At 71.1% G+C, this 19,671-nt stretch carries 18 protein-coding genes; 12 read left to right on the forward strand and 6 right to left on the reverse strand.

Annotation, left to right across the window (positions count from 1 at the left end; genetic code table 11):
• Positions 1–84 precede the first annotated feature (84 nt).
• Positions 85–510: an Hsp20 family protein gene (locus JHD21_RS02850; RefSeq protein WP_292671482.1), complete on the reverse strand. Its 426-nt coding sequence runs from the start codon at positions 508–510 to the stop codon at positions 85–87.
• A gap of 149 nt (positions 511–659) precedes the next feature.
• On the opposite strand from JHD21_RS02850, the gene JHD21_RS02855 reads away from it, so the two are divergent.
• The 3 genes from JHD21_RS02855 to JHD21_RS02865 are packed head-to-tail and all read left to right on the forward strand — an operon-like array spanning position 660 to position 1,880.
• Positions 660–953, forward strand: a complete 294-nt coding sequence (locus JHD21_RS02855; RefSeq protein WP_292671483.1) for a MerR family transcriptional regulator — start codon at positions 660–662, stop codon at positions 951–953.
• A gap of 4 nt (positions 954–957) precedes the next feature.
• A complete protein-coding gene (locus JHD21_RS02860; protein ID WP_292671484.1) occupies positions 958–1,146 on the forward strand; it encodes a hypothetical protein in 189 nt (62 codons plus the stop codon).
• 14 nt (positions 1,147–1,160) lie between these two features.
• On the forward strand, positions 1,161–1,880 hold the full coding sequence (locus tag JHD21_RS02865; RefSeq protein WP_292671485.1) for an enoyl-CoA hydratase/isomerase family protein: 720 nt from the start codon (positions 1,161–1,163) through the stop codon (positions 1,878–1,880).
• Here the strand turns inward: JHD21_RS02865 and JHD21_RS02870 are convergent.
• Positions 1,877–3,157 carry an MFS transporter gene (locus tag JHD21_RS02870; protein WP_292671486.1) on the reverse strand — a complete coding sequence of 427 codons (1,281 nt, stop codon included), beginning with the start codon at positions 3,155–3,157 and terminating at the stop codon, positions 1,877–1,879. The genes JHD21_RS02865 and JHD21_RS02870 overlap by 4 nt on opposite strands.
• Positions 3,158–3,283: 126 nt before the next feature.
• Between JHD21_RS02870 and JHD21_RS02875 the strand changes: the two genes are divergently transcribed.
• Entirely contained in the window at positions 3,284–3,901 is a 618-nt protein-coding gene (locus tag JHD21_RS02875) for a hypothetical protein (protein ID WP_292671487.1), read from the forward strand.
• Between the two features lie 8 nt (positions 3,902–3,909).
• Here the strand turns inward: JHD21_RS02875 and arcC are convergent, their stop codons facing one another.
• The 3 genes from arcC to JHD21_RS02890 are packed head-to-tail and all read right to left on the reverse strand — an operon-like array spanning position 3,910 to position 7,071.
• Positions 3,910–4,839 (reverse strand): carbamate kinase, encoded by a 930-nt coding sequence (gene arcC / locus JHD21_RS02880; RefSeq protein ID WP_292671488.1) that lies wholly within the window; start codon positions 4,837–4,839, stop codon positions 3,910–3,912.
• Between the two features lies 1 nt (position 4,840).
• Positions 4,841–5,842: an ornithine carbamoyltransferase gene (gene argF / locus JHD21_RS02885; RefSeq protein WP_292671489.1), complete on the reverse strand. Its 1,002-nt coding sequence runs from the start codon at positions 5,840–5,842 to the stop codon at positions 4,841–4,843.
• 5 nt (positions 5,843–5,847) lie between these two features.
• Positions 5,848–7,071, reverse strand: a complete 1,224-nt coding sequence (locus tag JHD21_RS02890) for an arginine deiminase (protein ID WP_292671490.1) — start codon at positions 7,069–7,071, stop codon at positions 5,848–5,850.
• 187 nt (positions 7,072–7,258) lie between these two features.
• Here JHD21_RS02890 and JHD21_RS02895 point away from each other — a divergent pair, with 187 nt between their 5' ends.
• The 5 genes from JHD21_RS02895 (at position 7,259) to JHD21_RS02915 (ending at position 15,154) form a co-directional block, all read left to right on the forward strand.
• A complete protein-coding gene (locus JHD21_RS02895) occupies positions 7,259–8,803 on the forward strand; it encodes a YfcC family protein (RefSeq protein WP_292671492.1) in 1,545 nt (514 codons plus the stop codon).
• Between the two features lie 139 nt (positions 8,804–8,942).
• Positions 8,943–9,722, forward strand: coding sequence for an ABC transporter ATP-binding protein (locus JHD21_RS02900; protein WP_292671494.1), 780 nt, complete (start codon positions 8,943–8,945; stop codon positions 9,720–9,722).
• A gap of 11 nt (positions 9,723–9,733) precedes the next feature.
• Positions 9,734–12,268 (forward strand): ABC transporter permease, encoded by a 2,535-nt coding sequence (locus JHD21_RS02905; RefSeq protein WP_292671495.1) that lies wholly within the window; start codon positions 9,734–9,736, stop codon positions 12,266–12,268.
• A 24-nt stretch (positions 12,269–12,292) separates the two neighbouring features.
• Positions 12,293–13,810 (forward strand): DUF4389 domain-containing protein, encoded by a 1,518-nt coding sequence (locus tag JHD21_RS02910; protein WP_292671496.1) that lies wholly within the window; start codon positions 12,293–12,295, stop codon positions 13,808–13,810.
• A 219-nt stretch (positions 13,811–14,029) separates the two neighbouring features.
• Positions 14,030–15,154 (forward strand): acetate kinase, encoded by a 1,125-nt coding sequence (locus JHD21_RS02915; protein ID WP_292671497.1) that lies wholly within the window; start codon positions 14,030–14,032, stop codon positions 15,152–15,154.
• Between the two features lie 21 nt (positions 15,155–15,175).
• Here the strand turns inward: JHD21_RS02915 and JHD21_RS02920 are convergent, their stop codons facing one another.
• Positions 15,176–17,614 carry a phosphoketolase family protein gene (locus JHD21_RS02920; protein ID WP_292671499.1) on the reverse strand — a complete coding sequence of 813 codons (2,439 nt, stop codon included), beginning with the start codon at positions 17,612–17,614 and terminating at the stop codon, positions 15,176–15,178.
• A gap of 129 nt (positions 17,615–17,743) precedes the next feature.
• Between JHD21_RS02920 and JHD21_RS02925 the strand changes: the two genes are divergently transcribed.
• The 3 genes from JHD21_RS02925 to JHD21_RS02935 all read left to right on the forward strand — a co-directional run.
• The gene (locus JHD21_RS02925) at positions 17,744–18,871 is read left to right on the forward strand and encodes a 4Fe-4S dicluster domain-containing protein (RefSeq protein WP_292671501.1); all 1,128 of its coding nucleotides are present in this window, start codon (positions 17,744–17,746) and stop codon (positions 18,869–18,871) included.
• The gene (locus JHD21_RS02930) at positions 18,868–19,332 is read left to right on the forward strand and encodes a cyclic nucleotide-binding domain-containing protein (RefSeq protein ID WP_292671503.1); all 465 of its coding nucleotides are present in this window, start codon (positions 18,868–18,870) and stop codon (positions 19,330–19,332) included. The genes JHD21_RS02925 and JHD21_RS02930 overlap by 4 nt, the downstream gene beginning before the upstream one ends.
• The coding region (locus JHD21_RS02935; RefSeq protein ID WP_292671505.1) for a hypothetical protein at positions 19,329–19,671 on the forward strand (343 nt) is incomplete at its 3' end. The genes JHD21_RS02930 and JHD21_RS02935, both read left to right, overlap by 4 nt.

Raw genomic sequence — 19,671 nt, forward strand, 5'->3', positions numbered from 1 at the left:
TGCCCGATCGGTCCCGGTCCTGGACAGGGCAAGAGGCGGGGTCCGCGTAGGCCCCGCCTCTTGGTGTGCTCCGCGTCAGTGCGGTCAGGCCTCGATGGCCTGCCGGTCGGTGGAGCCGGTGTTGATCTCGATCTTGCGCGGCTTCGCCTTCTCGGCGACGGGGACGATCAGGCGCAGCACGCCGCCGTCGTACGACGCCTCGATGCGCTCGAGGTCGAGGTTGTCACCCAGGACGAGCTGGCGGCTGAACGCGCCGCGTGGGCGCTCGGAAGCGAGCATCTCCCAGTCGCCGTTGCGGGCGACGCGCTCAGCGCGGACGGTGAGGACGTTGCGCTCGACGTCGAGGTCGATCGTCTCCTGGGCGACGCCCGGCAGATCGAACTCGATGACGAAGCGGTCACCCTCTCGCCAGGCGTCCATCGGCATCACCGCAGGACGGCTGGTGGTGCCGAGCAGGCTCTGGGTGAGCCGGTCGAAGTCACGGAACGGATCGGCGGTTCGCAGCAGCATGGCGTGTCCTCCTGGTTCTGGGGTTGCGGTGGGAGATCGGCTTCCCACCGGGCGGTGCTTACCTATATCAACTGTTATAGGTATCATGTATTCCCGATGTCAAGTCGAGGTCGAGCCGATATCAGGTCAGAGGAAGGAGGGGTCTTCCGGTGAGCCAGGACGCACACCACCGCGGTGTCTTCGCCATCTCGGTCGCGGCCGACATGGTGGCCATGCAGATCCAGAACCTCCGCGTCTACGAGCGTCGAGGTCTCGTCGACCCGGACCGCTCCTCGGGCGGCAACCGCCTCTACAGCCCGGCCGACATCGAGGTCCTGCACCGCATCCGCGACCTGCTGGCCGAGGGCCTCAACCTGGCCGGGATCTCGAAGGTGCTCGAGCTCGAGCGCTCCGTCGCCAGGCTTCGCGACGAGAACGCGAGACTCCGCGGCGCCCTACAGTGACTCCGTGACCCGACGCCTACTGGCCGCGCTGGCACTCGTCGGGGGCCTCGTGCTCGCCGGCTGCAGTGACAGCCCGACCTGCGACGACCTCGCGTCGATCGAGGCGGAGCTGGAGAGCACGGACAGCAGCGATCCCGACTACAACGACCTGATGACCCGGGCCAAGCAGGCCGCAGCCGACTGCAACAGCTGACGGGGGTGACTGGCGTGGGCACCCGGGTTCGGATGGACGTCGGTGGCGACGGTGTCGCGGTCATCACCCTCGACGGCCCCGAGACCCTCAACGCCTTCTCCGGGACGGTCGCCCGGGACCTGTCGGCCGCCTACCAGCGGTGCGACGCCGACAGCGGGGTCCGCGCGGTCGTCGTGACCGGTGCCGGGCGTGCCTTCTGCTCGGGCGCCGACCTCTCGCCCGGGAGCACGCCGTTCGCCCCACCAGGTCCGGGTTTCTCGGCATCGCCCGTCGAGCCACCAGCGTGGCGGGTGGGCAAGCTGGTGGTCGCCGCGGTGAACGGCCCCGCGATCGGGATCGGTTTCACGCTGGCGCTCCAGTGCGACGTCCTGCTCGTCGCGGAGGACGCCCGGCTGTCGGTCCCGCAGGTCCGGCTGGGGGTGCTGGGGGACGCCGGGAGCCACGCGACCCTTCGTCGGGCCGCCGGCCAGTCCGTCGCCGCGGAGCTGCTGCTGACCGGCCGGCCGATCACCGGTCGCGAGGCCGCGGCGCGCGGCATCGCCTCCCGGGCCCTGCCCGCCTCCGAGGTGCTGGCCGCCGCGCTCGAGCTGGCGCGCGACGTGGCCGCCCACGCCGATCTCGAGGCGGTCGCGCTCAGCAAGGCGATCCTCTGGTCAGGTGCCGGCCTCGACGCGACCGCCGAGGCCGAGACCGAGGCACATCTGCGACTGATGGGCCGGCGTTCGCCTGACTAGGTCGCAGTCGTCAGCGGGGTCTCGCCGGCGGCCTCCGGGGCGGGACCGTGACGCTCGAGGAACCGCTGCGCGGTCCGAGCCGAGCGGTGGAGGCCGGCGCTGGCGACGACCACGATGGCCGCGATCACGAGCCAGCCGGCCTCGCCCCAGCTGATCGCGAGGAACGTGTAGAGGGCCGGCGCCCACACCCTGCCCAGGGTGCCGCTGAGCTCGGCCGCGCCCTGGTACTCCCCACGACGTCGAGGGTCCATCAGCTCGGCCTCGAAGGACCAGCTCGCCGCGGACAGGTAGAGCTCCGCGCCGGTGACCGTGACGTGGCCCAGCCAGACGAGCACGATCGTGGCCCAGCCGACCGTGTCGTGGGTGTAGAGCGTGATCAGGCAGGACACCACGAAGAAGACGGTCGAGAAGCGGATCGCTCGCAGCGCCGTGGTCACGTCCCGGATGCCGCGGGCCGCGGCCATCGGCAGGAAGATGCACATGACCGTGTTGGTGCCGAACAGGAACGCCAGCAGCACCCGCGGAGCGTCGGTCTTCTCCACCAGCCACAGCGGGATGACGAGGTTGAGCAGGACCTGGTTGGTCCACAGCACGCCGAGGAAGAAGGTGCTGCTCATCCAGCCGAGGTTGCGCAGCGGCCCGGGGCCAGGCAGCTTGACCTTGCGCTCCTCGGCGGTGCGGTCGTCGTGCGAGGCGTTGGGCAGCCGGAGGATGGCGACCGCGTTGACCACGAACACGGTCGCGGTGAACCAGGGGAGCGCCTCGAGGATGGTGTTGGAGTCGAAGGCGAGCGCGATGCCACCCAGCAGGGCGCCGAGCGTGAACCCCACGTTGAGCGCCGAGTACATGAAGGCCCGTGACATCACCCGCTCGTCGGCGGGCAGCACGTCGATCGTGTAGGCGCCGTACGCCGCGCCGCCGAGGGAGCCCACCACCTCCATCGCGACCGCCATCGCGACGTACCCGGCGAAGCTGTCGATGAACGGCCACACCGTGAAGAGGCTGGCCTGCCCGGCAGCGCTCACGGCCCAGCAGCGCTTCGGGCCGAACCTGTCCACGAGCCGGCCCATGGGGTAGGCGGCCACGAACGCGGCGACCCCGGCGATCGTGAGACCGAGCCCGACCTGGGCTGCGGACAGGCCGACGATCTGGGTGAAGAACACCGCCGACCCGGTCATGAAGGTGCCTTCGCCCAGGGCGAAGAGCAGCGACTGGGTCGCGAGCCGCCCGGCCAGCGGTGAGGGCGGGCGGAAGCGTGCGAGGAGTGTCCCGGACATCGCCCGCGAGTTTTCCACCCAGCACCGACGTCGTCGTCCGAATTATCCGACGGCCGACCTTCGACCCCCAGACCGGTGACCGGAGGCCCTGACGCACGACGGCCGGCCGGGGCTGTGCTGGGTCCCGTGGACGGACGGTCTGGCCGAGTCGCGCGGCTCTCGTTGCCGGAGCCCGCCCAGGACGCGGTCGACCTCTACTGGCTGCCGCTCGGGGCCGGGCGCACCACCGGCGTTGTCCGCGTCAACGGGCGCATCTACGAGGCGCTGTCGGCGGCCTGCCAGCACCGTGCCCGCCGAGACCTCTACCACGCCGCCCTCGTGGTCCACCTCGACGGCGAGCGGTACGCCATCGAGATGGGCCCGGTGTGGGGGAACGCCGAGCCCGACCGAGGAGTCGTCCGCGAGGGGCCGGTCGGCCACCGGCTGCTGGGCCGGTCCCGGCTGTTCCGCTACGAGGTGCGCTGCTGGCCGGGCGGGGTCATCCCCGACGCGGCCGAAGCGGTCGCGAGCCCGCAACGGCTCAGCGAGGACTCCGCCAGCGCGCAGGCGGTGCTGGCCGAGGCTGCCGAGTTCCCCGCGGCGACCTGGGGCCGCGACGAGCTCGGGACCGGCGAGATGTGGAACTCCAACTCCCTGGTCGCCTGGTTGCTGGCGCGCAGTGGTCACGACGTGACGTCGCTGCGCCCGCCGGCAGGCGGACGGGCACCGGGATGGGACGCGGGCCTCGAGGTCGCTCGGCGCTGACCGAGCGGTCAGTCCGGCGGGGCGTACTGCCCGCTCGGCGTGACGATCGTGCCGGCCTCACCGCGCAGGATGGCCGCCGCGTCGTCCAGGGACCCGATGGCGGCCATGCCACCGGTGAGCTCCACGAAGCGGCAGACGGCGTCGACCTTGGGTCCCATCGAGCCGGCGGGCGGGTTCAGGGCCCGCAGGCCGGCCGGGGTGGCGCGGGGGACCGGCCGCTGCTCCGGGGTGCCGAAGTCCTCCATCACGGCGGACACGTCGGTGAGCACGAGCAGCACGTCGGCGTCCAGCGCCTCGGCCAGCACGGCGCTGGTGAGGTCCTTGTCGACGACCGCCTCGACACCGCGCAGCTGGCCGGACTCGTCCCGGATCACCGGTACGCCGCCACCGCCCGCACACACGACCACGGCGCCGCTCTCCAGCAGCAGCCGGATGAGGCGGGTCTCGACGACCCGCTGCGGTCGCGGCGAGCCGACGACGCGGCGCCACCCGGTGCCGTCCGGCTTCACCACCCAGCCGCGGTCGGCCGCGAGGCGGGCCGCCTCCTCCTGGGTGTAGACCTCGCCGACGAACTTCGTCGGGTCCTGGAACGCGGGGTCGGCGGCTTCGACCAGGGTCTGGTTGATGATCGCGGCGACCTGGCGGTCGGGCAGGTGGTTCTGCATGGACTGCAGCAGCCAGTAGCCGATCATCCCCTGGGTCTGCGCGCCGAGCACGTCGAAGGGGTACGGCGTCGTGAGGTGCGGGTCGGAGGCGCTCTGCAGCGCCAGCACGCCGACCTGGGGGCCGTTGCCGTGCGTCAGCACCAGCTGGTTGTGGTGCGCGATCGGGGACAGGGCGGCCACCGCCCGGTCGACGTTGGCCTCCTGCACCTCCGCGTCAGGCGTCTGGCCCCGCTGGAGCAGGGCGTTGCCGCCGAGGGCGACGACGACGCGCACCTCAGCCGCCCAGCGTGGCGACGAGCACGGCCTTGATGGTGTGCATGCGGTTCTCGGCCTGGTCGAACACGATCGAGTGCCGCGACTCGAACACCTCGTCGGTGACCTCCAGCGCCTCCATGCCGGTCCGCTGGAACAGGTCCTCGCCCACCTTGGTGTGCCGGTCGTGGAACCCGGGCAGGCAGTGCATGAACTTGACCTTGGGGTTGCCGGTGGCCTTCACCACGTCCATGTTGACCTGGTACGCCTTGAGCAGCCGGATCCGCTCCTCCCAGGTCTCCGGGGGCTCACCCATCGACACCCACACGTCGGTGTAGAGGAAGTCGACGCCGGCGACGCCCGCCTCGACGTCCTCGGTCTGGGTGATCCGGGCACCGGTGACCTCGGCGATCTCCGCGGCCTTGGTGACCACGTCGTCGTGGTTCCACAGCGACCTCGGGGCGACGATCCGCACGTCCATGCCCATCATGGCGCCGGCGATCAGCAGTGAGTTGCCGACGTTGTTGCGGGCGTCGCCGAGGTAGGCGAACGCGATGTCCTCGTCGTGCTTGCCGGAGTGCTCGCGCATCGTCAGCATGTCGCAGAGCGTCTGCGTCGGGTGCCACTCGTCGGTCAGGCCGTTCCACACCGGCACACCGGCGTACGTCGCCAGCGTCTCCACGTTGGTCTGGGCCGACCCGCGGTACTCGATGCCGTCGTACATGCGGCCGAGCACGCGGGCGGTGTCCTCCATGGACTCCTTGTGGCCGATCTGCGACCCGGTCGGGTCGAGGTAGGTCACCCGGGCGCCCTGGTCGAACGCCGCCACCTCGAACGCGCACCGGGTGCGGGTGGAGGTCTTCTCGAAGATCAGGGCGATGTTCTTGCCGGTGAGCCGGGGCTGCTCGGAGCCGGCGTACTTGGCCACCTTGAGCTCGGCCGCCAGGTCGAGGAGGAACCTCCACTCCTTGGGCGTGAAGTCGATCTCCTTGACGAAGCTGCGGTTGCGGAGGTTGAAGGCCATGACGCTCAGATCCCTTCTCGTTCGATCGGGCAGGTCATGCACCGGGGGCCACCGCGTCCGCGGCCGAGCTCGCTGCCCTGGATGGTGATCACCTCGATGCCGTGCTTGCGGAGGTAGGTGTTGGTGGTCACGTTGCGCTCGTAGGCGACGACCACGCCAGGGCGGACGGCGAGCACGTTGCACCCGTCGTCCCACTGCTCGCGCTCGGCGGCGTGGACGTCCTGGGTGGCGGTGAGCACCTTGATCTCCGGAAGCCCGAGGGCCGAGGCGATGGCGCCGTGCATGTCCTCGGGCGCGTGCGGCGTCACCTTGAGCTCCTTCTCGGTGTCGCCCGGCTCGATCGTGTACGACGGCAGCATGCCGAGGCCGACGTACTGGGTGAACGTCTCCTCGTCGACCATCGTCATCACGGTGTCGAGGTGCATGAACGCCCGCTTCTGCGGCATCGCCAGCGCGACGATCTTCGACGCGCTGCCGGCCGCGAAGAGCTTCGTCGCCAGGCGCTCGACGCCCTGGGGGGTCGTCCGCTCGCTCATCCCGACCAGCACCGCGCCCCGGCCGAGGACCAGGATGTCGCCCCCCTCGGTCGTCGCCAGGCCGTTCGCCGTGCCCTCGGCCCAGATCCGGAAGTCCTCGGCGGCGAAGGCGGGGTGCCAGCGGTAGATCGCCTCGTAGTGGATGGTCTCGCGCATCCGGGCCCGCTTGCGCATGGCGTTGATCGAGACCCCGTCGAAGACCCACGCCGAGGTGTCGCGGGTGAAGAGGTGGTTGGGGAGCGGGGGCAGCAGCAGGTCGTCCAGGCCCAATGCCTGGATCCGCACCGACGGCGGCTCCGGCGCGAGCTCGAGCAGCTCGCGTTTGGTCATGCCGCCGATCAGGCTGGTCATGAGCTCCTCGTCGCCCATCTGGCTGAAGACGCTGTGCAGCGCGTCCAGGGCCATCGGGCCGTAGACGCGCTCGTCGAAGGTCCGGTCGAGGAGGTACTGGCGGGCCTCGGGGATCGCCACCGTCTCGGTGAGCAGCTCGTGCAGCAGGTGGACCTGCACGCCCTGGTCCCGCAGGGTCTCGGCGAAGGCGTCGTGCTCCTGCTTGGCCCGCTTGACCCAGAGCACGTCGTCGAAGAGGTACTCGTCGTGGTTGGTCGGAGTCAGTCGCTTCAGCTCCAGGTCCGGGCGGTGCAGGATCGCCTGTCGCAGACGGCCCACCTCCGAGTCCACGTGCAGGGTCATCGAACCTTCTCTCTCATCGGTCTCTCGCCGGTCTCTCGCCGGGGTTACCTGACGAGCGTCACGTCGTGGGACGCCGCAGGCGGAGAGTCCAAGGTCCTGTCGACAAGGGCCCCGAGACAGGTCTCGGACGAGGTCGCCCCCTGGTTGCGTGGAGTCGGCAGATCGCCACTAGGAGAGGGGGCCCACCGTGGCCGTCCAGAGCAAGACCCCTCCGTCAGCGTCTCACCGGGGCGCGGCGGAGACTCAGACCGCCAAGCCGCGGTCGTTCCGGTTCCCCAGCGCCTTCACCGTGCTCTTCGCGGTGACCATCGCGGTCTGGGTTCTCGCGTTCGTCGTGCCGACCGGCAAGTACGCGACCGATGCCGAGACCGGCGCCCCGGTCCCGGGCAGCTACGAGGGCACGGACAGCGTGCTCTCGTTCGGCGACCGGCTGATGGAGCTGTTCCTCGCACCCATCAACGGCCTCTACGGCGTGATGAACGCCGACGGCTACATCGGCCCGTACGAGAGCGGTGAGCTGTACGGCGCCGCAGGGGTGTTCATGTTCGTCATCGCCATCGGCATCTTCATCACGATGGCGATGCGCACCGGCGCGATCGACAACGGCGTCGCCCGGATCGCCACCAGGATGAGCGGCCGCGGGACGGTGCTGATCGCCGTGCTGATGGTGCTGTTCTCCATCGGCGGGACCACCGAGGGCATGGCCGAGGAGACGCTGGGCTTCTACGCGCTGCTGATCCCCCTGATGCTCGCGCTCGGCTACGACCGCATGGTCGCGGCCGCCACCATCCTGGTGGGCGCCGGCATCGGTGTCCTGGCCTCGACGGTCAACCCGTTCGCGACGGGCGTGGCGTCGGACGCCGCCGGCATCTCCATCGGTGACGGCATCGGGTTCCGCTTCCTCATGTACCTGCTGCTGGTGCCGGTCGGCGTCTGGTGGGTCCTCCGCTACGCCCGCAAGGTGCACGCGGACCCGTCGTACTCGAAGGTCGGCGAGGTCGAGGGTGACCAGGAGATGCGCGCGCAGGGCCTGCGCGTGGCGGACCCGCTCACCGGCCGGGAGAAGACGGTCCTCGCGATCGTGGGCGTGACCTTCGCGTTCATGATCTTCGCGATCGTCCCGTGGGCCCAGGTCATCGACGGCCCGGACGCGGCCAGCTACGGCTGGCAGCTGGACTGGTACTTCCCGGAGCTCGCCGCGCTGTTCATCGTGATGGCACTGGTCGTCGGTCTCATCGGGGGCCTGGGGGAGAAGGGGCTGACCGACACGGTCGTCAAGGGCGCCGGAGACTTCATCGGGGTCGGCCTGATCATCGTGCTCGCCCGCGGTGTCACGGTCATCATGAACAACTCCGAGATCACCGGCACGATCCTCCACTCGATGGAGAACATCGTGAACGACAGCTCCAACGCGCTGTTCGGTGCGGGGATGTTCCTGATCAACATCCCGCTGGCGTTCCTGGTCCCGTCGACGTCGGGCCACGCGGCCCTGGCGATGCCGATCCTGGCGCCCTTGGCCGACTTCGCCGGCGTCGAGCGGGCGATGGTCATCACGGCCTACCAGTCGGCGTCCGGCCTGGTGAACCTCATCACCCCGACCTCGGCCGTGGTGATGGGCGGGTTGGCACTGGCCAAGGTCCGCTACGACCAGTACCTGCGGTTCGTGATGCCGCTGGTCGGCATCCTGTTCGTGCTCTGCCTTGCGTTCATCGCGGTCGGCGCAGCGCTCTAGCGGGACCGCAAGGCCTCCGGGGCATCGGCCCGGGTCACCCCAGGGTGGCCCGGGCCGAAGCCTGTCATCTGTCGTTGGTCCCGAGGACTGAGGCCCGCAGACTCTCACGCCCAGCGGGTCGCCGGCGGAGGCTGATCACATGACCCCGACGTCTCACCCAGGGTCCGTGGTGGCGCTGCCGCACGCGACCGACATCACGCTCGCCGCCGAGGCGCAGCACGCGCACAAGGTCTATGCCACCGGTCAGGCGGCCGTCACCGCGCTCGGGGACGTGTCGCTGCAGCTGCCCCGCGGCCAGTTCACCGCGGTCATGGGACCGTCGGGCTCGGGCAAGTCGACCCTGATGCACTGCCTGGCCGGTCTCGACACGCTCACCGCCGGGCACGTGCTCGTCGGCTCGACCGATCTCGCGACCCTGTCGGACCGGGAGCTCACCCTCCTGCGGCGGGACCGGCTGGGCTTCGTGTTCCAGGCGTTCAACCTGCTCCCCACGCTGAACGCGGAGGAGAACATCACGCTGCCGGCCGACCTGGCGGGGCGGTCGGTCGACCGTGAGTGGTTCGACACCGTGGTCGACAAGCTCAACCTCCGCGAGCGGCTCCGGCACCGTCCCTCCGAGCTCTCCGGTGGCCAGCAGCAGCGGGTCGCGATCGCCCGGGCGCTGATCTCCCGCCCCGAGGTGGTCTTCGCCGACGAGCCCACCGGCGCCCTCGACTCCAAGGCGGGCCACGAGCTGCTGCGGTTCCTGCGGTCGATCGTGGACCAGCTGGGGCAGACGGTCGTGATGGTCACCCACGACCCCGGGGCGGCGGCGTACGCCGACCGGGTGGTGTTCCTGGTCGACGGGGACCTGGTGGAGGAGCTCGCCGAGCCCACCCGTGACCGCGTCCTCGAGGTCATGGGCCGGCTGGGGGACTGAGGGGTCCCGTCATGGTCAAGGTCTCGCTGCGCAACCTTCTGGTCAACAAGCTCCGCCTGTTCCTCACCGTCACCGCGGTGACCGTGGGCGTCGCCTTCGTGTCCGGGACCTTCGTGCTCTCGGACACGATGGTCAAGGCGTTCGACGAGCTCTACACCGGGCTCAGTGCCGGCACCGACGTCGTGGTGAAGTCCGAGCCGGCCTTCGAGGCCGACGTGACCACCAACGGCGGTGCCGTGGCTCCGCTCGACGAGGCCATGGTCGACACGGTGGCCGACGTGCCGGGGGTCGAGGTCGCCCAGGGCTCGGTCTTCGGCTTCGCGATCATCATCGACAAGGACGGCGAGGCCATCCAGCCCGGGGGTGCGCCCACGTTCGGCACCAACGTCGGCGGTGACGAGCGGCTGATGGGTGAGGTGTCGTTCCGTGAGGGACGCGCCCCGTCGGGCCCTGAGGAGATGGCGATCGACGCCCGGACGGTGGAGAAGGCCGGCTTCGTCCTGGGCGACTCCGTGGACGTCGTGTTCGAGGAGGGCCGGGGGACGTTCACGCTGGTCGGCGTCGTCGGGTTCGGCGAGACCAACAGCATCCTGGGCGCGACCCTGGCCGGCTTCGACCTGCCCACCGCCCAGTCGGTGCTGGGCAAGGACGGCGTCGTCGACGAGGTCGGCGTGCTGGCCGAGGACGGCGTCAGCGCGGCTGAGCTCCGCGACCGCATCGGCGAGGTGCTCCCCGACGGTGTCGAGGCGCTGACCGGCGAACAGGTCGCCGACGACGGCACCGCGGCGGTCGAGGACGCGATGGGCATCTTCACCACGGTCCTGCTGGTCTTCGCGGGGGTCGCCCTGCTGGTCGGCTCCTTCGTCATCTGGAACACCTTCAACGTGCTGGTGGCGCAGCGGCGCCGCGAGGTCGCCCTGCTGCGCGCGGTGGGCGCGACCCGGCGCCAGGTCCTGGGCGGGGTCCTGGTCGAGGCGGCCTTCATCGGCCTCGTGTCAGGCATCCTCGGCATCCTGGTCGGCGTCGGCCTGGCCATCGGGATCCGTGAGCTGCTCACCCTCATCGGCATCGAGATGCCGACGACGTCCCCAGCCGTCGAGACCCGCACCGTGCTGGTGGGCATGACCGTCGGGCTGGTGGTGACCGTCGTCGCCGCGATCCTCCCGGCGTGGTCCGCCGCTCGGGTGTCGCCCATGGAGGCCCTGCGCGACGTCGTCCAGACGCTGCCGGGCTCGCCTCGGCTGCGGCACACGATGGGGTGGGCCCTCATGCTCGCCGGCGTCGCGGCCCTGGTCTGGTGCGCCGTGGTCGGCAACCAGCGGTGGGGCACCGTCTTCGCCTCGCTGGTCGCCTTCGTCGGGCTGCTCTTCGTCGGGCCCAGCCTGGCGCGCGGCATGGCCCGGCTCGCCGACCATGGCCGGCGTGGTGGTGGCTGGCGGATGGCGGCGCGCAACATCGGCCGCAGCTCGCGACGGGCCGCGGCGACCGCGATGGCACTGACCATCGGCCTGACCGTCGTGTCCGCCGTGGCGGTGACCGCCTCGTCGCTGAAGGACTCGGTCACGGAGGCGGTCAGCGGTGGCAACCGCTCGGACCTGATCCTCGAGCCCGTCGGCGTGGGTCTGGGTGTCAGCCCGGTCGTCGCCGACCTGCTCCGGGCACGTGACGACGTCGCGGACGTCGTCGAGTTCCGCGAGACCGGTGCGCAGGTCGACGGGCACGACGCCCTGGTCACCGGGATCGACACCGAGGGCCTCGACCGGGTGATCGACCTCGGCGTGGAGACCGGCAGCCTCGGAGCGCTCGAACCCGGACGCCTCCTGGTCAGCACCGACAACGCCGAGGAGCTCGGGCTGGCGGTCGGCGACACCGTGACCGTGACGTTCGCCGAGACCGGCGACACGACGATGGAGGTCGCGGGCACTTTCAGCAAGGGCAGCCTGATCAACGCGACCTACGTCATGCCGCTCCCCGACTTCGCCGCCAACGTCACCTCGACGCTCGACGCCGCCATCTTCGTCACGAAGGCTCCGGGCGTCGGCGCCGAGGAGCTCGAGGACGCGATCGACGACGCCCTCGTGGACTACCCGAACGTGGAGGTGAACGACCCGGCGGAGATCACCGCTGACGCGCGCGCCTCCGTCGACCAGCTGCTCGGGATCGTCACCGCGCTGCTGCTGCTCGCCGTCGTGGTGGCCATCCTGGGCATCGTCAACACCCTGGTCCTGTCCGTGGTCCAGCGCACCCGTGAGCTCGGCCTGCTCCGTGCCGTCGGCGGGACCCGGCGGCAGGTCAAGGCGGTCATCCGGCGCGAGTCCGTCCTCATGTCCCTGCTCGGCGCGCTCACCGGGGTGGGCCTCGGCACGCTCGCCGGTGTCGCCCTCAGCCGCGCGCTCGAGGACGAGGGGATCAGCACGATCACGGTGCCGACGACCACCCTCGTCATCTACCTGCTCGTCGCCGTCGCGGTCGGGCTGCTCGCCGCGCTCGGACCGGCGCGCCGGGCCAGCCGCGTCGACATCCTCAAGGCCATCACCACCGAGTAGACGATCCCCCAGGAGGCGATCCGCATGACTGCGCCGACCTACCCGTCGACCTATCCGCCCACCCACCCGTCGTCCTATCCCGTGCACGTGGACGCGCACCTGGAGGCGGGCCTCAACCGCTGGCTGTGGCTGGTCAAGTGGCTGCTGGCGATCCCGCACTACATCGTGCTGGCCTTCCTGTGGCTGGCCTTCGTGGTGCTGAGCGTGGTCGCGTTCTTCGCGATCCTGTTCACCGGCCGCTACCCGCGGGCCATCTTCGACTTCAACGTCGGCGTGCTCCGCTGGAGCTGGCGGGTGGCCTACTACGCGTACGGCGCCCTGGGCACCGACCGCTACCCGCCGTTCACGCTCGACGAGGTGCCGGACTACCCGGCGCACCTCGAGGTCGAATATCCCGAGCACCTGTCCCGCGGGCTGGTGCTGGTGAAGTCGTGGCTGCTCGCGATCCCGCACTACCTCGTGGTCGGGTTCTTCCTCGGCGGTGGCTGGTACCTCGGCAGCGAGGCCGTCGACGACCGCGACGGGAACCTGCTGTGGAACTCCGGCCTGATCTCCCTGCTGGTGTTCGTGGCGGCCGTCGTGCTGCTGTTCACCGGGCGCTACCCGCAGCCCATCTTCGACCTGGTGCTCGGCCTGAACCGCTGGGTGATCCGGGTCGCGGCGTACGCGAGCCTGATGACCGACGACTACCCGCCGTTCCGGCTCGACCAGGGCGGCGCCGACCCGGGCGACGGCCGGCTGGAGCTCTCCGCGACCGGCGCTCAGGCGCCCACCGTGCCGCCCGGTCCTCCCGGCGCACCGGGGGTCGTGGCTCCGCCTCCGCCTCCTCGAGCGGCACCCCGGCGGGGTTGGACCGCCGGGCGGGTCATCGCCCTGGTGGCCGGCTGCCTGCTCCTGCTGCTGTCGCTCGGGCTGGGTGCGGCCGGCGGCATGGCCGCGTACGCGGACCAGGTGGCGCGTGACGACGCCGGCTTCGTGATGAGTGACGAGGAGCTCCTCACCACGGACACCTACGCCCTGGTGTCCGACCAGATCACCATCCACACGGACTCGTCGACCGCCGACCTTCCCGAGTCCATCCTCGGGGACGCCAAGATCGAGGCGACCAGCACCGGCGGCGAGCCACTGTTCGTCGGGGTGGCGCGCACCGCTGCCGTGGAGGACTACCTCGACGGTGTCCGGCAGGCCGAGGTCGTGGACCTCGACTCGACCGACGGCGGCGGTCTCGACCCCGAGTACCTCGTCACCGGTCAGGACGCGCCGAACGTCCCGCCCACCGAGCTCGACGTGTGGTCGGCCCAGGCGACCGGTTCCGGGACGGTCTCCGTGGTCTGGCCGGTCGAGGACGGCGACTGGACCGTCGTCGTGATGAACGCCGACGGCAGTGCCGACGTGACCGCGGACGTCGCGGTCGGCGCCACGCTCGACTGGCTCGGCTGGCTGGCGGTCGCGCTGCTCGTCGCGGCAGCCGTGGGGCTGCTCCTGTCGGCGTTGACGATGACCCTGGCGGTGCGGGGAGCGCGCTCCGGATCCCCGTCATGACGACGGTCGTCGTGGTCGTCTTCCTGGCGGTGCACGGACTCCTGCACCTGGCCATCTGGCTGCCGCATCCCGAACCCGACCCGCCGGGCGCAACAAGCGCGCGATCCGCACGCACCAGGTGCGTGCGATCCATGCGCTAACCAGGGGCGCGGGGCACCACGCCCAGCCCGCAGTCCGGCCAGCGGGCCGAGGCCGCACCGCACGCCGTACGGTGTTCGCGTGTCAGAACTGGTCCTGGTCCTCAACGCCGGCTCGTCCTCGCTGAAGTACCAGGTCGTCGCTCCCGGCACCGGCGAGACGGTGGTCCGCGGCCTGGTCGAGCGGGTCGACGAGTCCGGCCGGGGTGGGGCGTTGGACAGCGTGCTCGAGGCGGTCCGCGGAGCGGGCGTCGAGCGCGACGAGCTCGCCGGCGTCGGTCACCGGGTGGTCCACGGCGGAGACCGGTTCGCGGAGGCGGTGCTGATCGACGACGACGTGGTCGACACGATCGACGAGCTCGCCGTGCTGGCTCCGCTGCACAACCCTCCCGCCCTGGGCGGGATCCGGCTCGCGCGCGAGGCGTTCCCGCACGCACCCCAGGTGGCCGTCTTCGACACGGCCTGGTTCGCCGGTCTGCCGGCCGCGGCCACGACGTACGCCCTCGACCGGGACGTCATGGAGCGCGAGGGGATCAGGCGCTACGGCTTCCACGGCATCAGCCACCAGTACGTCGCCGGCGAGGCGGCGCGGTTCCTCGGCCGGCCCCCCGAGGAGCTGGCGATGGTCGTGCTGCACGTCGGCAACGGGGCGTCGGCGACCGCGGTGCTCGAGGGTGGCCCGGTCGAGACCTCGATGGGCCTGACCCCGCTGGAGGGCCTGGTCATGGGCACCCGCGGCGGCGACGTGGATCCCGGTGTCCTCCTGCACCTGCTGCACCGGGGCTACTCCGTCGAGGACCTGGAGGACCTGCTGAACCACCGGTCCGGCCTGCAGGGCCTGGCCGGCATGAACGACCTCCGCGACCTGCACGCCGCCCGGGCCCGCGGCGACGAGCGGGCGACGTCGGCGTACGAGGTCTACTGCCACCGGCTGCGCAAGTACGTCGGTGCCTACGCGGCGGTGCTGGGCCGGCTCGACGCCGTGGTGTTCACCGCCGGGGTCGGCGAGCGCGACCCGGACGTCCGGGCCGACTCGCTGAGCGGGCTGGGCCTGCTGGGTATCGAGGTCGACCCCGAGCGCAACTCCGCGGACGCGAACGGAGCACGGGTGGTCAGCACCGACACCTCACCGGTGCCGGTGCTGGTGGTCCCGACCAACGAGGAGCTCTCGATCGCCAGGCAGGTCTCCGCGCTCGTCGCCTCCTGAGGCCGGCCCGCCCGGCTGCGGTCAGTTGTCGTCGGTCGGCGAGGCGGGCTCCGCGGTGGTCGACGGTGACTCGCCCCGCTCCGGGCTGGCCGTGGACCACGACCAGTCCCGCACCTCGGGCAGGTCCTCGCCGTGCTCCCGGGTCCAGGCGCGGGCGCGCATCCGGGTGTCACCCATGAGCTGGCGCAGGGAGGCGGCCCGCGAGCCCAGGCTCGGCACCCGGTCGATGACGTCCATGACCAGGTGGTAGCGGTCGAGGTCGTTCATCATCACCATGTCGAAGGGCGTGGTCGTGGTGCCCTCCTCCTTGTAGCCGCGCACGTGGATGTTGCCGTGGTTGGTGCGCCGGTACGTGAGGCGGTGGATGAGCCACGGGTAGCCGTGGTAGGCGAAGATCACCGGCTTGTCCTTGGTGAAGACCGTGTCGAAGTCCCGGTGCGAGAGACCGTGCGGGTGCTCGGTGTCGTCCTGGAGCCGCATCAGGTCGACCACGTTGACGAACCGGACCTTCAGCTCGGGCAGGTGCTCGCGCAGGATCGACACGGCCGCCAGCGCCTCCAGGGTCGGTACGTCGCCGGCGCAGGCGATCACGACGTCGGGGTCGTCACCGCCGTTGGACGCCCAGTCCCAGATGCCCAGCCCACGGGCGCAGTGCAGGTCCGCCGCGTCCCGGTCGAGCCAGTCGAAGACCGGCTGCTTGCCGGCGACCACGACGTTGACGTAGTGCGTGCTCTCCAGGCAGTGCCGCATCGTCGAGAGCAGGGTGTTGGTGTCCGGCGGCAGGTAGACCCGGACGACCTCGGCCTTCTTGTTCACGACGTGGTCGATGAACCCCGGGTCCTGGTGGGAGAAGCCGTTGTGGTCCTGGCGCCACACGTGCGAGGTCAGCAGGTAGTTGAGCGAGGCGATCGGCGGGCGCCACTCGATCTCCCGCGTCGTCTTGAGCCACTTCGCATGCTGGTTGAGCATCGCGTCGACGATGTGGATGAAGGCCTCGTAGCAGCTGAACAGGCCGTGCCGTCCGGTGAGCAGATAACCCTCGAGCCAGCCCTGGCAGGTGTGCTCGGACAGGATCTCGACGACCCGGCCGCTGTGCGCGAGGTGCTCGTCGACGTCCCAGATCTCGCCGGCGAACACCTTGTCGGTCACCGCGTAGACCCCGTCGAGCCGGTTGGAGGCGGTCTCGTCCGGGCCGAAGATCCGGAAGTTGTCGATGTTGTCCCGCATGACGTCGGTCAGGTAGTTGCCCAGCACGCGGGTGGCCTCGTGGACCGACTCGCCAGGAGACGTCACCTCCACCGCGTGATCGCGGTAGTCCCTCAGCACCAGCGGCCGGCGGAGGAGCCCGCCGTTGGCGTGCGGGTTGGCACTCATCCGGCGGGTGCCGGCCGGCGACAGCTCGCGCAGTCGCGCGGCCAGCCGGCCGTCGTCCTCGAAGAGCTCGTCGGGGCGGTAGGAGCGCATCCACTCCTCGAGCAGTCCGCGGTGGTCGTCGTCCTCACGGGTGTTGGCCAGCGGGACCTGGTGGGCCCGCCAGGTCCCCTCGATCAGGACGCCGTCCACCTCACGCGGGCCGGTCCACCCCTTGGGGGTGACCAGCACGATCATCGGCCACGGGCGCCGCTCGACGTCGCCGTCCTCGCGGGCGGCGCGCTGGATCTCCCGGATCGTGTCGTGGCAGTGGTCGAGCGCGGCGGCGAGCTGCTGGTGCACGTCCTCCGGGTCGTCGCCCTCGACGAACAGCACCTCGTGGCCGTAGCCGCGCATCAGGCTCTCGAGCTCGTCGCGGGAGATCCGGGCGGGCACGGTCGGGTTCGCGATCTTGTAGCCGTTGAGGTGCAGGATCGGCAGCACCGCGCCGTCGGCCACCGGGTCGACGAACTTGTTGGCGTGCCAGGAGGCGGCCAGTGGGCCGGTCTCGAACTCGCCGTCGCCGACGACCGCCGCGACCACCAGGTCGGGGTTGTCCATGGCGGCGCCGTACGCGTGGGAGAGCACGTAGCCGAGCTCCCCGCCCTCGTGGATGGACCCGGGCGTCTCCGGAGCGACGTGGCTCGGGATCCCGCCCGGGAACGAGAACTGCCGGAACAGCCGCTGCATCCCCTGCTCGTCGAGGCCGACATGGGGGTAGACCTCGCTGTAGGTGCCCTCCAGCCAGGCGTTCGCCACCGCGGCCGGTCCACCGTGCCCGGGCCCGGCGAGGAAGATCGCGTTGACGTCCCGCTGCCGGATGAGCCGGTTGACGTGGGCCCACAGCAGGTTGAGCCCCGGTGTCGTGCCCCAGTGCCCGAGCAGCCTCGGCTTGATGTCCTCGCGCACGAGGGGGCGGCGCAGCAGCGGGTTGTCGAGCAGGTAGATCTGGCCGACCGAGAGGTAGTTGGCGGCCCGCCACCAGGCGTCGAGCAGCTCGAGCTCGTCGGGGGGCAGGGTGGGCGTGGTGGTCTCCTCGAGGGTGGTCACACCCTCCACCCTCGGGCAGCCGGGGCCACCAGACAAGGGACCGAGGTCCCTGGCGTGGAGACACCGAGCTGCGTGACACTGGCCACAGCTCGCAGGACGACACGAGGGGGCTCACCGTTGGAGACCCGGGTGCTGGATCTTGCGGGCCTGCAGGCGCTGATCGATGCGCTGGCGGGTCGGGGTTACCGCGTGCTGGGTCCGACGGTGCGCGACGGAGTGGTCGTCAACGCACCGGTGCGGGCCGTGTCGGACCTGCCGGTCGGCTGGGGTGACGACCAGGACTCCGGCCGCTACCGGCTCCGGCGTCGCGAGGACGGCGCGGTGTTCGGGTTCGCCGCGGCCGCCCAGGCGGCCAAGCCGGTCTTCTTCCCGACCGAGGAGGTGCTCTGGCGCGGCCGACGCACCGAGGACGGCTTCGAGACCGACACCACGGACGTGGGTGCGGAGGGTCCGTACGCCCTGCTCGGCGTGCGCTCGTGCGACCTGCACGCGGTGGGCATCCACGACACGGTGCTGCGGGACCGGGGCTTCCAGGACGGGGCGTACGCCGCCCGCCGCGACGGCGCGTTCGTCGTCGCGGTGACCTGCGGTGACCCGGGCGGGACCTGCTTCTGCGTCTCGATGGGAACCGGCCCCCGTCCCCGGGTGGGGCACGGGGCGCCGTTCGACCTCGCGCTGACCGAGCTGCTGGACGACTCGGGGCACCGGTTCCTGGTGGAGGTCGGCACCGACCGTGGTGGGGAGGTCCTCGCCGAGCTGGGGGCGCCACCTGCGGGCGAGACCGAGGCCGCCCTCGCGGACCGGGTCGCCGAGCGGGCCGCGACCCGGATGGGGCGGACCCTCGACACGGCCGGCCTGAAGGACCTGCTCTACTCCAGCGCGGACAGCCCGGTCTGGGCGGACGTGGCCGACCGGTGCCTGGCGTGTGGCAACTGCACCGCCGTGTGCCCCACCTGCTTCTGCACCACCGTGGCCGACCTCACCGACCTGAGCGGCGACCAGTCCGAGCGCACGCGCGTGTGGGACTCCTGCTTCAACAGCGACTTCTCCCACCTGCACGGCGGCAACGTGCGCCAGTCCACGAGCTCCCGCTACCGGCAGTGGATGACCCACAAACTGGGGTCCTGGATCGACCAGTTCGGGATGTCGGGGTGCGTGGGCTGTGGCCGGTGCGTGACCTGGTGCCCGGCCGCCATCGACATCACCGAAGAAGTGGCCCACCTGCGTTCCGCCGCCGAGACAGGTGCGGGCCCATGACCGTGCAGACGATCGCGCAGTACCTCCCGGAGCACCCGTTCTTCGCCGGGCTCGACCCGGCCACCCTCGAGCTGGCCGCCGGCTGCGCGGTGAACGTGCACTTCCGGCCGGGCGCAGTGCTGTTCCGGGAAGGCGATCCGGCGGACGTGTTCTACGTGCTGAGGAGCGGACGGGTCTCCATCCAGATGCGGACGCCGACGGAGGGCGTGCTGCTCGACACCGCGCACGCGGGTGACGTCGTCGGGTGGTCGTGGCTGGTCCCTCCCTACCGCTGGACGTTCGACGCCCTGGCCACCGAGGACACGTCGGCGATCGCCTTCGACGGTGCCTGCCTGCGCGGCAAGTGCGAGAACGACGCCGCGCTCGGCTACGCGCTGCTCCAGCGCGTGGTGCAGGTGATGTCCGGACGGCTGCACTCGGCCAGGGTCCGGCTGCTCGACCTCTACGGGGTCAAGCCATGACCGGGACCACGACGGCGCCGGTGTCCGCACCGGCAGGCGCCGGCGCGATGGTCCCGCGTCGGTTCGTCGTCACCAGCACCCGCCGGGACACCCGCGACTCGCGAACCTTGGAGCTCGAGGCGCCCGAGGGTGGCCCGCTGCGCTTCGCGCCCGGCCAGTTCACGATGCTGCTCGCCTTCGGTGTGGGGGAGGTACCGATCTCGATCAGCGGGGACCCCGCGCGGCCCGAGGTGCTGCAGCACACGATCCGCGACGTCGGCTCCGTCTCGCACGCCCTGGCCACGGCCCCACCCGGCACCGTGCTCGGGGTGCGGGGGCCGTTCGGGACCGGCTGGGAGG

Source organism: Nocardioides sp., assembly GCF_016462705.1.
Classification (GTDB): domain Bacteria; phylum Actinomycetota; class Actinomycetes; order Propionibacteriales; family Nocardioidaceae; genus Nocardioides.

Excerpts from the sequence above, each read along its gene's own strand:
- JHD21_RS02870 (WP_292671486.1), bottom strand. The coding sequence starts at position 3,157 with ATGTCCGGGACACTCCTCGCACGCTTCCGCCCGCCCTCACCGCTGGCC.
- JHD21_RS02850 (WP_292671482.1), bottom strand. The coding sequence starts at position 510 with ATGCTGCTGCGAACCGCCGATCCGTTCCGTGACTTCGACCGGCTCACC.
- argF (WP_292671489.1), bottom strand. The coding sequence starts at position 5,842 with ATGGCCTTCAACCTCCGCAACCGCAGCTTCGTCAAGGAGATCGACTTC.
- JHD21_RS02910 (WP_292671496.1), top strand. The coding sequence starts at position 12,293 with ATGACTGCGCCGACCTACCCGTCGACCTATCCGCCCACCCACCCGTCG.
- JHD21_RS02900 (WP_292671494.1), top strand. The coding sequence starts at position 8,943 with ATGACCCCGACGTCTCACCCAGGGTCCGTGGTGGCGCTGCCGCACGCG.
- JHD21_RS02890 (WP_292671490.1), bottom strand. The coding sequence starts at position 7,071 with ATGACCCTGCACGTGGACTCGGAGGTGGGCCGTCTGCGACAGGCGATC.
- JHD21_RS02905 (WP_292671495.1), top strand. The coding sequence starts at position 9,734 with ATGGTCAAGGTCTCGCTGCGCAACCTTCTGGTCAACAAGCTCCGCCTG.
- JHD21_RS02930 (WP_292671503.1), top strand. The coding sequence starts at position 18,868 with ATGACCGTGCAGACGATCGCGCAGTACCTCCCGGAGCACCCGTTCTTC.